Here is a 13,416-nt window from a genome sequence, read left to right on the forward strand (position 1 = left end):
TGTAGGAGCGAGCCTGCTCGCGATGACGCCGGCACAGTCAACATCAATGTTGAATGTAAGTCCGCTATCGCGAGCAGGCTCGCTCCCACAAGGGGATCGATGTCGGCATAAGGATTTGTGTTGTGGTTGACCCAAGGCATCTGTGATGAAATGCGACCCCACCCTCTATCGCGCCGCGCCGCCATCACTCGCCGTGAAACCCCGCCTGATTCGCCACCTGTTCCTGCCGCCCCTGGTCATTGCACTGATGATCGGCCTGGGTTACCTCGGCTTCTGGATCAGCGAACACTATGGCGTACGTGGCCTCGCCGAGAATGGCGAGCGCCAGTTGGAGCTGCATGCTCGTGCGGTCGAGAGCGAGATCAGCAAGTACACCTACCTGCCCAGCCTGCTGGAGCTTGAATCGAGCGTCTCGCAACTGCTCGACGACCCTACGCCCGAACATCGCAAGACCGTCAACGAATACCTCGAAGGCCTGAACCGCCGCAGCCGCAGCCGAGCTATCTACGTGATGGACACCACCGGCCGGGTGATGGCCACCAGCAACTGGCGCGACGTCGACAGTTACCTGGGCGAGGACCTGTCGTTTCGCGCCTATTTCCAGAACGCCGTACGCGGCCAGCCGGGGCGGTTCTACGGCATCGGCAGCACCAATGGCGAACCCGGCTATTACCTGGCCCATGGCCTGGAACAACAAGGCAAGATCATCGGCGTAGCCGTGGTCAAGGTGCGCCTCGAAGCCATGGAAGAGCGCTGGCAACGAGCACGGCTGGAGGCCTTCGTCAGTGATGAGAACGGCATCATCATCCTGTCCAGCGACCCGGCGCGACGGCTCAAGTCGGTGCGGCCCCTGAGTGACGACACCAAGGAACGCCTGGCCCGAAGCCTGCAATATTACTGGTTTCCGCTCAATGAACTGGTGCCCCTGGCCCGGGAACGCCTGGCCGAAGGCATGGAGAAACTGACCTTCCCGGCCAACAGCGAACTGGTGTCCGACGAGCGCGCCATCAGCTATTTGTCGCAGACCCGGCCCTTGAGCGATACCCCGTGGAATTTCACTCTGCTCACCCCTCTCGAAGACCTGCGGCGCCAGGCGATCAACCAAGGCATCCTGGTGGCCGTGGCGTTCGCCTTGGTGGCGTTCTTGCTGATCGCCTGGAATGAACGGCGCAAGGTCATCGCCACCCGCCTCGCCGCCCGGGAAGCCTTGCAGGAGGCCAACAACCAACTTGAACGTCGGATTACCGAACGCACCACCGACCTGCGTGCCAGCAACGAACGACTCAAGGGCCAGATCCGCGAGCGGCGCCAGGCCGAAGAGACGTTGCGCCGAGCCCAGGACGAACTGGTCCAGGCCGGCAAACTGGCGGCCATCGGCCAGATGTCCACCAGCATTGCCCATGAACTCAACCAGCCGCTGGCGGCGCTGCGCACCTTGTCCGGCAATACCGTGCGCTTCCTGGAGCGCGGTCAGTTGGACATCGCCAGCACCAACCTCAATACCATCAACGATTTGATCGACCGCATGGGCCGGATCACCGCCAGCCTGCGCGCCTTCGCCCGGCGCGGCGATGACCAGGGCCGGGCGAGCCTGGGCAAGGCCGTCGAGGCGGCGCTGCAACTGCTGGCCGGGCGCCTGGAAAGCCTGGACATCCAAATCCACAGCGGCTTCGATGACGTCCAATTGCAAATCGACCAGACCCGCCTGGAGCAGATCCTGGTGAACCTGATCGGCAATGCCCTGGACGCCATGCAGACGCAACCCGAGCCGAAACTGTGGCTCGAAGGCCAGGCCGCCGATGGCAAATATCGCCTGCGGGTGCGGGACAATGGCCACGGCATCGATCCAGAGGCCCGCAAGCATTTGTTCGAACCGTTCTTCACCACCAAACCTGGCGAACAGGGGCTGGGCCTGGGCCTGACGCTCTCGGCGAGCCTGGCCGCCGCTGCTGGCGGGCACCTGGGCGTCGAGTATCCGCTTGAACGTGGCACCACATTTGTCCTCAGTTTACCGTTGGTAAGCCTTTCACCTGCCGAGCCGCTATGAACCACGACCTGAGCGTACTGATCGTCGAAGACGACCCCCACGTCCTGCTGGGCTGCCAGCAGGCCCTGAGCCTGGAAGACATTCCCTGCATCGGCGTGGGCAGCGCCGAAGAGGCCCTGGAGCGCGTCGACGATAACTTTGCCGGCATCGTCATCAGCGACATTCGCCTGCCGGGCATCGACGGCCTGGAGCTGCTGACCCGCCTCAAGGCGCGGGACCGCAGCCTGCCGGTGGTGCTGATCACCGGCCACGGCGACATCTCCATGGCCGTGGGCGCCATGCAAAAAGGCGCCTATGACTTCATGGAGAAACCCTTCTCTCCGGAACGCCTGGTGGACGTCGCTCGCCGCGCCCTGGAGCAGCGCAGCCTGGCCCGAGAGGTGTCATCGCTGCGTCGGCAATTGGCCGAGCGCGACTCCCTGGAAGGCCGGATCATTGGCCGCTCGCCGGCCATGCAGCACCTGCGGGCGCTGATCGCCAACGTCGCCGACACCTCGGCCAACGTGCTGATCGAAGGCGAAACCGGCACCGGCAAGGAACTGGTCGCCCGCTGCCTGCATGACTTCAGCCGCCGCCACGACAAACAGTTCGTCGCGCTGAACTGCGGCGGTCTGCCGGAGAACCTGTTCGAAAGCGAGATTTTCGGCCACGAAGCCAATGCCTTCACCGGCGCCGGCAAACGCCGGATCGGCAAGATCGAGCACGCCGACGGTGGCACGCTGTTTCTCGACGAAGTGGAAAGCATGCCCCTGCCCTTGCAGATCAAGTTGCTGCGCGTGTTGCAGGAACGCACCCTCGAGCGCCTGGGTTCGAACCAGAGCGTGGCCGTGGATTGCCGGGTGATCGCCGCCACCAAGTCCGACCTGGACGAAATGGGCCGGAATGGGCAGTTTCGCAGCGACCTGTATTACCGCCTAAACGTAGTGACCCTGGAACTGCCGCCCCTGCGCGAGCGGCGCGAAGACATCCTGCAACTGTTCGAACACTTCCTCCAACAGTCGTCCCTGCGCTTCGACCGTACGGTGCCGGAGCTGGACAACCAGACCCTGTCGAACCTGATGAGCCACGACTGGCCGGGCAACGTGCGTGAACTGCGCAACGTCGCCGAGCGTTATGCCCTGGGCCTGCCGGCGTTCAAGAGGTCCGGCGCCAGTGGCGCCAGCCAGGGCCTGGCCTTTGCCGAAGCAGTGGAAGCCTTCGAGCGCAACCTGCTGGTGGACGCCCTGCAACGCAGCGGTGGCAACCTGACCCAGGCCAGCCAGGAACTGGGCATGGCCAAGACCACGCTGTTCGACAAAGTCAAAAAATATGGCCTGAGCCATTAACCTAACGGTGAACGTGTGGACCTGATTTTCAAGGCGGCGCTGGGTGCGGCCGTGGTGGTCATTCTGGCGATGCTGGCCAAGACCAGGAACTATTACATCGCCGGGTTGGTGCCGCTGTTCCCGACCTTTGCCCTGATCGCCCACTACATCGTCGGCAAGGGCCGCTCGGTGGACGACCTGAAGACCACCATTGTGTTCGGCATGTGGTCGATCATTCCGTATTTCGTCTATCTCGCAACGCTGTACGTGATGGTCGACCGCATGCGCCTCGAAGCCTCATTGGCCGTCGCCGCCGTCGCCTGGCTGATGGCGGCGACGGTGCTGGTCACCGTTTGGGTGCGGGTTCACGGCTGATGCCTGTGGCTCAATAACCGACAGTAAACCGCGTGCGCGAAAACTGTGGCGTTTCCACTTCATCGATCAGCGCGATGGCGTAATCGGCAAAGCTGATCCAACTGCGCCCGGCATCGTCGAACAGCAGGTGGTCCTTGCCGAGGCGGAATTGGCCGGTGCGTGCGGTTTCGACGAATTCCGCCGAAGGCGAAAGAAAGGTCCAATCCAGATCCTGTTCCTGGCGCAGTACATCCAGGAACAACGCACCGGCGCTGGCTTCTGCCAGGTATTCCTCCGGGAAGCCATCGCTGTCGATCACACGAGTGCCGTCCGGCAGCAGCAACGAGCCGGCCCCGCCGACCACCAGCAAACGCTTGACCCCGGCGGCCTTCACCGGCGCGATGAGCTTGTCGGCCGGTACGCTGGCAAAGTGAGCGGCACTGATCACCACATCATGCCCGGTGATCGCTGCGATCAACGCCTCGCTGTCCAATACGTCCAGTTGCTTGCTGACCACCCCGGCCCTTTCGCCGATTTTCGCGGTATTGCGAGCAATGGCCGTCACGCTGTGGCCTCGGCGCAGGGCCTCTTCCAACAGTTGGCTACCGGCACGCCCGGTGGCGCCGATGATTGCGATTTTGCTCATGATGTTCTCCATTGATTAACGATGTTTGAAATACATGCTCTTGTGGCGAGGGGATTTATCCCCGCTGGACTGCGAAGCAGTCCCAATGCGTCATATGCGATAGACCTGATGTAGCCCGGTCAGCCTTTTTTGGGGCTGCTTCGCAACCCAGCGGGGATAAATCCCCTCGCCACAACGGTGTTAGGTCTCACCACTTCATCTCCCCCTTCGCCACCTTGGCACTGAGCTCCAGGGAACTGTCCTCACCCAGGCTCGGGTAGCGTTGCTTCAGGGCGGCGATCAGCGCAGCGGAATCCTTGGCCTTGGCGGTTTCTTCATCGAAGGCCTTGATGTAACCGGCGGTGAAGCGCACCGGGACGAGGGAACGGGTGCTTTCACCCAGGTAGTGGCCCGGGATCACGGTGTCCGGTTGCAGCTTTTCAATGCCTGCCAGCGTCGTCAGCCAATCCTTATGGGACTGTGGCGTCTGGGTGTCGGCCATCCAGACATGAATGTTCTCGGCCACCACCACGCCGCCAACCACCGCCTTGATCGATGGAATCCACACGAAACTTCGGTCCGGCTGCGGGCCATCGAGACCGACGATCTGCAAGCGCTGGCCTTCCAGGGTGAGGCTGTCGCCCTTGAGTACCTGTGGCACGACAGCCTTGGCCGGTGCATCGGCCTTCAGGATCGGCCCCCAATATTTCAGCTTGCCGTCGACGGTTTGCTTGATGTGCTCGACGGTCGGCGCGGACGCCAGCACCTTGGCCTCAGGGAACGCGGCGGTGAGGGTTTCCAGACCAAAATAGTAGTCTGGATCGCCGTGGCTGATGTAGATAGTGGTCAGTCGTTTACCACTGGCGCGAATTTTTTCCACGACTTGGGCCGCCTGGGACTTGCCGAACTGGGCATCCACCAGGATCGCTTCTTTCTCACCGCTGACCAGTACCGAGGTCACCGGGAAGATCGCCGCCGCGCCAGGGTTGTAGACATCCAGCGTCAAGCCGGCTGCCCAGCTGTGGGCAGCGAATGCCATCGATGCAGTCGCCAGCAGCAGGTGCTTGAATGGGGTGAATACGGTCATGCTTGCTCCATTGTCCAAAGCCCGGAAGGGCATGAGACGGAGCTTAGTGACCCGGTTCATTTCGAAAAATGCGATGATCCAACATAGTTTGTTTCTGAAATCGGGCAAATCATGGATCGTCTACAAGCAATGCGGGTATTCGTCACGGTGGTGGACCTGGGCAGCCAGTCGGCGGCCGCTGACCACCTGGACCTGTCGCGGCCGGTGGTATCGCGGTACCTGGCGGAGCTGGAAGACTGGGTCGGCGCCCGGCTGATGCATCGCACCACCCGCAAGCTGAGCCTGACCGCCGCCGGCCTGGAAACCCTGCCACGTTGCCGACAGATGCTGGAGCTGTGCGGTGACATGCAAGCGGCGGTCAGCACCCCGGACGACGCGCCACGAGGCATGCTGCGCATCAGTGCCAGCACCTCGTTCGGCCAGGCCCAACTGGCCAGTGCAATGGCCGAATACGTCAAGCGCTACCCTGGAGTGAGCGTCGACCTGCAGATGCTCGACCGCACCGTGAACCTGGTGGACGAGCGCATCGACCTGGCGATCCGCATGAGCAACGACCTGGACCCGAATCTGATCGCCCGCCGCCTCACGGTCTGCCGTTCGGTGATCTGTGCCTCGCCCGGTTACCTGCGCGACCACCCGACACCGCAGCGGGTCGAGGAGTTGAGTCGGCACAACTGCCTGACCCACTCCTACGTCGGCAAGAGCCTGTGGCATTTCGAGCAGGACGGCGAGCAGGTTTCGGTGCCGGTGCAGGGCAACATCAGCGCCAACGAGGCCAGCACGCTGCTGCGGGCCACCATGGCCGGTGCCGGCGTGGCGATGCTGCCCAGCTATCAGGCCGGCGCCCACATCAAGAACGGCGAACTGATCCGCCTGCTGGCCCACGCCGAACCCCGTCGGATGAACATGTACGCGGTGTATGCGTCACGCAAGCACATGCCCTCGGCGCTGCGTAGCCTGCTGGATTTTTTGGTGCTCAAGTTTCCCGAGAAGCCGGAGTGGGATGTTGGGTTGTAACCGATATTTGCCACAATGCCCCCCCCTGTGGGAGCGAGCCTGCTCGCGATAGCGGTGTCTCAATCAATAAAAGGGTGACCGAACCTCCGCTATCGCGAGCAGGCTCGCTCCCACATCAGGGAATCTGTTATGGCCCCAAGCTTTGCGCCAGGATTTCACCAATAGCCCGCCCCAAGGCATACTTGCCACCCTCCGCAGTCCAGAACCCAAAACCGCCCCATGCGTATCCACGTCAGTTTCATCGACCGCGTCGGCATCACCCAGGAAGTCCTGGCCCTGCTCGGTGGGCGCAATCTCAATCTGGATGCGGTGGAGATGGTGCCGCCCAACGTCTACATCGACGCCCCGACCCTCAGCCCGCAAGTGCTCGACGAACTGCGCGAGGCGCTGTTCAGCGTGCAAGGCGTGCAGGCGGTCACCGTGGTGGACATCCTGCCCGGACAACGTCGACACTTGCAGCTCGATGCCCTGCTCGCCGCCATGACCGACCCGGTGCTGGCCCTGGACAGCGCTGGCAACATATTGCTGGCCAACCCGGCGCTGATCGCCCTGTACGGGCGCGAACCGGCCGGGGAAAGCGTCGCCGAGCTGTTCGGGGACGAGGCCCTGTTGGGCGCCCTGCTGGAGAATGGTTTCCGCCTGCCACTGCGGGAAATCACCCTCAACGGCCAGACCTTTCTGCTCGATGCCACGCCCATCACCGACGCTGGCGCTTTGCTGACGCTTTATCAGCCCAACCGCATCGGCGAACGCTTGTCGGCGCTGCACCACGACCACGCCGAGGGCTTCGACGCGCTGTTGGGCGAATCCCCGGCGATCCGCACCCTCAAGACCCGGGCCCAGCGGGTCGCGGCCCTGGATGCACCGCTGCTGATCCAGGGCGAAACCGGCACTGGCAAGGAACTGGTGGCCCGGGCCTGCCACGCCATCAGCGCCCGTCACAGCGCGCCGTTCCTGGCCCTGAACTGCGCGGCGTTGCCGGAGAACCTGGCCGAAAGCGAACTGTTCGGCTACGCCCCCGGCGCCTTCACCGGCGCGCAACGGGGCGGCAAGCCAGGGCTGATGGAGCTGGCGAACCAGGGCACGGTGTTTCTCGATGAAATCGGCGAGATGTCGCCGTACCTGCAAGCCAAGCTGCTGCGCTTCCTGAACGATGGCAGCTTCCGTCGGGTCGGCGGCGACCGGGAGATCAAGGTCAACGTGCGCATCCTCAGCGCCACCCATCGCAACCTGGAGAAAATGGTCAGCGAAGGCTCGTTTCGCGAGGACTTGTTCTATCGGCTGAACGTGCTCAATGTCGAAGTCCCGCCGCTGCGTGAACGCGGCCAGGACATCCTGCTGCTGGCGCGTTACTTCATGCAACAGGCCTGCGCGCAGATCCAGCGCCCGGTCTGCCGCCTGGCCCCAGGCACTTACCCGGCGCTGCTGGGCAACCGCTGGCCGGGTAACGTGCGGCAATTGCAGAACGTGATCTTCCGCGCCGCCGCCATCTGCGAAAGCAGCCTGGTGGATATCGGCGACCTGGACATTGCCGGCACCTCCGTGGCGCGCCAGGGCGATGTGGAAGTCGAAAGCCTGGAGCAGGCCGTGGAAAGCTTCGAGAAGCACCTGCTCGAAAGCCTCTACGTCAACTACCCCTCCACCCGCCAACTCGCCAGCCGCCTGCAAACCTCCCACACTGCGATTGCCCATCGGCTGCGCAAGTACGGCATTTCCAACAAGCCATAAGCCCACCCACCCCATTCCTATGGGAGCGAGCCCGCTCGCGATAGCGGAGTATCAGCCAGCATCAATGTTGGCTGACACCCGCTATCGCGAGCAGGCTCGCTCCCACATTTGGCCAGCGGCATATTTGAAACCGAGCCAAAAACGACCTCCACCTGTACTGAAAGCGCTACAGCGGAACGATATCGCTACAGCCGCTGCCAAACAGCGCAAACTAAGGCTTTGATCCCACAACGATTTTTTCCAGGCGCTCAGCTGTAGCGATTTCGCTACAGTCAAGTCGATCCGGGCCTCAACGAAACGACTCAACTCATTGATCTATAAGCCATTATCAACATTGGCCGCATTCTTGCTATGGGTATTGCCATTCGGCCGGGCCAAGTCCCGTGCCTTCTTCGCGTCCACCAGACGAATCTGGCCCCAGGAGTTTCCATGAGCGAGTTGCGTTTCACTGAAGATCACGAATGGCTGCGCACCGAAGCCGACGGCAGCGTTACCGTCGGTATTACCGCGTTTGCGCAGAACGCCTTGGGCGATGTGGTCTATGTTCAGTTACCGGAACTGCAAAGCTACGACAAGGGTGCCGAAGCCTCCACCGTGGAATCGGTGAAAGCGGCCAGCGGCGTCTACATGCCATTGGACGGTGAAGTGCTCGAAGTGAACCCGGCCCTTGAAAGCAATCCGGAACTGGTCAACGAAGATCCGCTGGGCGAAGGCTGGTTTTTCCGCTTCAAGCCCGCCGACGCCGCTCAAGTTGGCCAACTGCTGGACCAGGACGCCTACGACCGTCTGATCAAAGCCAACGCCGAAGCCTGAGGAGCGCAACATGACCGTTAATCTCGGCACCGCCAACGAATTCATCGCCCGCCACATCGGCCCGCGTGCCAGCGACGAGCAAGCCATGCTCGAGCGCCTGGGCTACGACTCCCTGGAAGCCCTGAGCGCCAGCGTCATCCCGGAAAGCATCAAGGGCACCAGCGTGCTGGACATGGGCGACGGCCAGAGCGAAGCCGACGCACTGGCCTCGATAAAAGCCATTGCCGCCAAGAACCAGCTGTTCAAGACCTACATCGGCCAGGGCTACTACAACTGCCACACCCCGGCGCCGATCCTGCGCAACCTGCTGGAAAACCCGGCCTGGTACACCGCCTACACCCCGTACCAGCCAGAAATCTCCCAGGGCCGTCTCGAAGCGCTGTTGAACTTCCAGACCCTGATCAGCGACCTCACTGGCCTGCCGATCGCCAACGCTTCCTTGCTCGACGAAGCCACCGCCGCCGCCGAAGCCATGACCTTCTGCAAGCGCCTGAGCAAGAACAAGGGCAGCAACGCCTTCTTCGCCTCCGTACACAGCCATCCACAAACCCTCGACGTGCTGCGCACCCGTGCCGAGCCCCTGGGCATCGACGTGGTGGTGGGCGATGAGCGCGAACTGAGCGATGTCAGCGGTTTCTTCGGCGCGCTGCTGCAATACCCGGCCAGTAACGGCGACCTGTTCGACTACCGCGAACTGACCGAGCGCTTCCACGCCGCCAACGCCCTGGTGGCCGTTGCTGCTGACCTGCTAGCCCTGACCCTGTTGACCCCACCCGGTGAGTTCGGTGCCGACGTCGCCATCGGCAGCGCCCAGCGCTTCGGCGTACCACTGGGCTTCGGTGGCCCGCACGCGGCGTATTTCTCCACCAAGGACGCCTTCAAACGCGACATGCCGGGCCGTCTTGTCGGTGTTTCCGTGGACCGTTTCGGCAAGCCGGCCCTGCGCCTGGCGATGCAGACCCGCGAGCAACACATCCGCCGCGAGAAAGCCACGAGCAACATCTGCACCGCCCAGGTGCTGCTGGCCAACATCGCCAGCATGTACGCCGTGTACCACGGGCCCAAGGGCCTGGTGCAAATTGCCAACCGCATCCATCACCTGACCGCGATCCTCGCCAAGGGCCTGGGCGCGCTGGGGCTGAGCGTCGAGCAAGAAAGCTTCTTCGACACCCTGACCTTGCACACTGGCGCGCAAACCGCCGCCCTGCACGACAAGGCCCGCGCCCAACGCATCAACCTGCGCGTGGTGGACGCACAACGCCTGGGCCTGTCCCTGGACGAGACCACCAGCCAGGCTGACGTCGAAGCGCTGTGGAACCTGTTGGCCGACGGCAAGCCGCTGCCGGACTTCGCCGCACTGGCCGCCAGTGTGCAAAGCCGTATCCCGGCCGAACTGGTGCGCCAGTCGGCGATCCTCAGCCACCCGGTGTTCAATCGCTACCACTCCGAAACCGAGCTGATGCGCTACCTGCGCAAGCTCGCCGACAAGGACCTGGCCCTGGATCGCACCATGATCCCGCTGGGTTCCTGCACCATGAAACTCAACGCCGCCAGCGAAATGATCCCGGTGACCTGGGCCGAGTTCGGCGCCCTGCACCCGTTCGCTCCAGCCGAGCAAAGCGCCGGCTACCAGCAACTGACCGACGAGCTGGAAGCCATGCTCTGCGCCGCCACCGGCTATGACGCGGTGTCGCTGCAGCCCAACGCTGGTTCCCAGGGCGAATACGCCGGTTTGCTGGCGATCCGCGCCTATCACCAGAGCCGTGGCGAAGAACGTCGCGACATCTGCCTGATCCCGTCCTCGGCCCACGGCACCAACCCGGCCACCGCGAACATGGCCGGCATGCGCGTGGTCGTGACCGCCTGCGATGCCCGCGGCAACGTCGACATCGAAGACCTGCGGGCCAAGGCAATCGAGCACCGCGAACACCTCGCGGCGCTGATGATCACCTACCCGTCCACCCACGGTGTGTTCGAAGAAGGCATCCGCGAAATCTGCGGCATCATCCATGACAACGGCGGCCAGGTGTACATCGACGGTGCCAACATGAACGCCATGGTCGGCCTCTGCGCCCCGGGCAAGTTCGGCGGCGACGTGTCGCACCTGAACCTGCACAAGACCTTCTGCATCCCCCATGGCGGTGGCGGCCCGGGCGTTGGCCCGATTGGCGTCAAATCGCACCTGGCACCGTTCCTGCCGGGTCATGCCAACATGACGCGCAAGGAAGGCGCGGTGTGCGCGGCGCCGTTCGGCAGCGCGAGCATCCTGCCGATCACCTGGATGTACATCCGCATGATGGGTGGCGCGGGTCTCAAGCGTGCCTCGCAACTGGCGATCCTCAACGCCAACTACATCGCCCGACGCCTGGAAGAGCATTACCCGGTGCTCTACTCCGGCAGCAACGGCCTGGTCGCCCACGAATGCATCCTCGACCTGCGCCCGCTCAAGGACAGCAGCGGCATCAGCGTCGATGACGTGGCCAAGCGCCTGATCGACTTCGGTTTCCACGCCCCGACCATGTCGTTCCCGGTGGCCGGCACGCTGATGATCGAGCCGACCGAAAGCGAATCCAAGGAAGAACTGGACCGCTTCTGCGAGGCCATGATCTGCATCCGCGAAGAAATCCGCGCGGTGGAAAACGGCAGCCTGGACAAAGACGACAACCCGCTGAAAAACGCCCCGCACACTGCAGCGGAAATCGTCGGCGAGTGGACCCACCCTTACACCCGCGAACAGGCGGTGTACCCAGTGGCGTCGTTGGTCGATGGCAAATACTGGCCGCCGGTGGGCCGGGTCGACAACGTGTTCGGCGACCGCAACCTGGTTTGCGCCTGCCCGTCGATCGAAAGCTACGCTTGACCTGAATGGAGGGCGATCTACCAGCCCTCCAAATCTCCTGTGGGAGCGAGCCTGCTCGCGATAGCGGCGTAACAGCCAATAGATGTTGCCTGACAATCCGCTATCGCGAGCAGGCTCGCTCCCACAGGATCCATGTCAGACCTTAAACCGTCGATCCTCATAAAAAGAAACCGGAGAAACACCATGTCGTTAAGCGTGTTCGACCTGTTCAAGATCGGCATCGGCCCTTCCAGCTCCCATACGGTCGGCCCGATGCGTGCCGCCGCCCGTTTCGCCGAAGGGTTGCGTCGTGATGACCTGCTCAATGTCACCACCAGCGTCAAAGTCGAGCTCTACGGCTCGCTCGGCGCCACCGGCAAGGGTCACGGCAGTGACAAGGCCGTGCTGCTGGGCCTGGAAGGTGAACACCCCGATACCGTGGACACCGAGACCGTCGACAGTCGCCTGCAAGCGATTCGCAGCAGCGGTCGGCTGAACCTGCTCGGCGAGCACTCCATCGAATTCAATGAAAAACAGCACCTGGCGATGATCCGCAAGCCGCTGGCCTTTCACCCCAATGGCATGATCTTCCGCGCCTTCGATGCCGCAGGCCTGCAAGTGCGCAGCCGCGAGTACTACTCGGTGGGTGGCGGTTTTGTCGTCGACGAAGGCGCGGCCGGCGCCGACCGTATCGTCGAAGACGCCACGCCCCTGACCTTCCCGTTCAAGAGCGCCAAGGACCTGCTGGGCCATTGCACCACCTATGGCTTGTCCATCAGCCAGGTGATGCTGACCAACGAAAGCGCCTGGCGCCCCGAAGCCGAAACCCGCGCTGGCCTGCTGAAGATCTGGCAGGTCATGCAAGATTGCGTGGCGGCGGGCTGTCGCAACGAAGGGATTCTGCCGGGCGGGCTGAAGGTCAAGCGCCGGGCCGCGGCGCTGCATCGCCAATTGTGCAAGAACCCCGAAGCCGCCCTGCGCGACCCGCTGTCGGTACTGGACTGGGTCAACCTGTACGCCTTGGCAGTCAACGAAGAAAACGCCTATGGCGGGCGCGTTGTCACCGCCCCTACCAATGGGGCGGCAGGCATCATCCCGGCAGTGCTGCATTACTACATGCGCTTTATCCCTGGTGCCAGCGAAGATGGCGTGGTGCGGTTCCTGCTGACCGCCGCCGCCATCGGCATCCTGTACAAGGAAAACGCCTCCATCTCCGGTGCCGAAGTCGGCTGCCAGGGTGAAGTCGGCGTGGCCTGCTCCATGGCCGCCGGAGCCCTGTGCGAAGTGCTCGGTGGCAGCGTGCAGCAAGTGGAAAACGCCGCCGAGATCGGCATGGAACACAACCTCGGCCTGACCTGCGACCCGATCGGCGGCCTGGTGCAGGTGCCGTGCATCGAACGCAACGCCATGGGCTCGGTGAAAGCCATCAACGCGGTGCGCATGGCCATGCGCGGCGATGGGCATCACTTCGTCTCCCTCGACAAAGTCATCCGCACCATGCGCCAGACGGGCGCCGACATGAAAAGCAAATACAAGGAGACCGCCCGCGGCGGTCTGGCGGTCAACATCATCGAATGCTGACGCGCACTTGCCTGCCCTCTA

Annotated in this window: 10 protein-coding genes; 8 read left to right on the forward strand and 2 right to left on the reverse strand. The window is 63.1% G+C overall.

Going from position 1 to position 13,416, the window contains the following annotated elements:
- The first annotated feature begins 145 nt into the window (after positions 1-145).
- From aauS to PBDP_RS23170, 3 genes are read left to right on the forward strand one after another with little or no spacing between them, the layout of a single operon-like run.
- The gene (aauS, locus tag PBDP_RS23160) at positions 146-2,047 is read left to right on the forward strand and encodes a two-component sensor histidine kinase AauS (protein ID WP_212801375.1); all 1,902 of its coding nucleotides are present in this window, start codon (positions 146-148) and stop codon (positions 2,045-2,047) included.
- Positions 2,044-3,372 carry a two-component response regulator AauR gene (gene aauR, locus PBDP_RS23165; RefSeq protein ID WP_109753830.1) on the forward strand — a complete coding sequence of 443 codons (1,329 nt, stop codon included), beginning with the start codon at positions 2,044-2,046 and terminating at the stop codon, positions 3,370-3,372. Before aauS ends, aauR begins: the two co-directional genes overlap by 4 nt.
- Positions 3,373-3,396: 24 nt before the next feature.
- Positions 3,397-3,726: a GlpM family protein gene (locus tag PBDP_RS23170; RefSeq protein WP_162893920.1), complete on the forward strand. Its 330-nt coding sequence runs from the start codon at positions 3,397-3,399 to the stop codon at positions 3,724-3,726.
- A gap of 10 nt (positions 3,727-3,736) precedes the next feature.
- On the opposite strand, the gene PBDP_RS23175 is transcribed toward PBDP_RS23170, so the two are convergent.
- Both PBDP_RS23175 and PBDP_RS23180 read right to left on the reverse strand, forming a co-directional pair.
- On the reverse strand, positions 3,737-4,351 hold the full coding sequence (locus tag PBDP_RS23175; protein ID WP_212801376.1) for an NAD(P)-dependent oxidoreductase: 615 nt from the start codon (positions 4,349-4,351) through the stop codon (positions 3,737-3,739).
- Between the two features lie 187 nt (positions 4,352-4,538).
- The gene (locus PBDP_RS23180; RefSeq protein ID WP_212801377.1) at positions 4,539-5,417 is read right to left on the reverse strand and encodes an MBL fold metallo-hydrolase; all 879 of its coding nucleotides are present in this window, start codon (positions 5,415-5,417) and stop codon (positions 4,539-4,541) included.
- 111 nt (positions 5,418-5,528) lie between these two features.
- Between PBDP_RS23180 and PBDP_RS23185 the strand changes: the two genes are divergently transcribed.
- From PBDP_RS23185 to PBDP_RS23205, 5 genes are all read left to right on the forward strand, one after another.
- A complete protein-coding gene (locus PBDP_RS23185) occupies positions 5,529-6,434 on the forward strand; it encodes a LysR family transcriptional regulator (RefSeq protein WP_109753826.1) in 906 nt (301 codons plus the stop codon).
- Between the two features lie 219 nt (positions 6,435-6,653).
- Complete coding sequence (gene gcsR, locus PBDP_RS23190) at positions 6,654-8,162, forward strand: transcriptional regulator GcsR (protein WP_212801378.1); 1,509 nt, start codon at positions 6,654-6,656, stop codon at positions 8,160-8,162.
- Between the two features lie 429 nt (positions 8,163-8,591).
- The gene (gene gcvH, locus PBDP_RS23195; RefSeq protein WP_116833321.1) at positions 8,592-8,975 is read left to right on the forward strand and encodes a glycine cleavage system protein GcvH; all 384 of its coding nucleotides are present in this window, start codon (positions 8,592-8,594) and stop codon (positions 8,973-8,975) included.
- 10 nt (positions 8,976-8,985) lie between these two features.
- A complete protein-coding gene (gene gcvP / locus PBDP_RS23200) occupies positions 8,986-11,835 on the forward strand; it encodes an aminomethyl-transferring glycine dehydrogenase (protein WP_212801379.1) in 2,850 nt (949 codons plus the stop codon).
- Positions 11,836-12,018: 183 nt separating this feature from the next.
- Positions 12,019-13,395, forward strand: coding sequence for an L-serine ammonia-lyase (locus PBDP_RS23205; protein WP_212801380.1), 1,377 nt, complete (start codon positions 12,019-12,021; stop codon positions 13,393-13,395).
- Positions 13,396-13,416: the final 21 nt, after the last annotated feature.

It is taken from the genome of Pseudomonas sp. St290 (genome assembly GCF_018325805.1).
In the GTDB taxonomy this organism is placed as follows: domain Bacteria; phylum Pseudomonadota; class Gammaproteobacteria; order Pseudomonadales; family Pseudomonadaceae; genus Aquipseudomonas; species Aquipseudomonas bijieensis.

Coding starts and splice junctions, on each gene's coding strand:
- gcsR (WP_212801378.1), top strand. CDS start 6,654: ATGCGTATCCACGTCAGTTTCATCGACCGCGTCGGCATCACCCAGGAA.
- gcvP (WP_212801379.1), top strand. CDS start 8,986: ATGACCGTTAATCTCGGCACCGCCAACGAATTCATCGCCCGCCACATC.
- gcvH (WP_116833321.1), top strand. CDS start 8,592: ATGAGCGAGTTGCGTTTCACTGAAGATCACGAATGGCTGCGCACCGAA.
- aauR (WP_109753830.1), top strand. CDS start 2,044: ATGAACCACGACCTGAGCGTACTGATCGTCGAAGACGACCCCCACGTC.
- PBDP_RS23205 (WP_212801380.1), top strand. CDS start 12,019: ATGTCGTTAAGCGTGTTCGACCTGTTCAAGATCGGCATCGGCCCTTCC.
- PBDP_RS23175 (WP_212801376.1), bottom strand. CDS start 4,351: ATGAGCAAAATCGCAATCATCGGCGCCACCGGGCGTGCCGGTAGCCAA.
- aauS (WP_212801375.1), top strand. CDS start 146: ATGAAATGCGACCCCACCCTCTATCGCGCCGCGCCGCCATCACTCGCC.
- PBDP_RS23180 (WP_212801377.1), bottom strand. CDS start 5,417: ATGACCGTATTCACCCCATTCAAGCACCTGCTGCTGGCGACTGCATCG.
- PBDP_RS23185 (WP_109753826.1), top strand. CDS start 5,529: ATGGATCGTCTACAAGCAATGCGGGTATTCGTCACGGTGGTGGACCTG.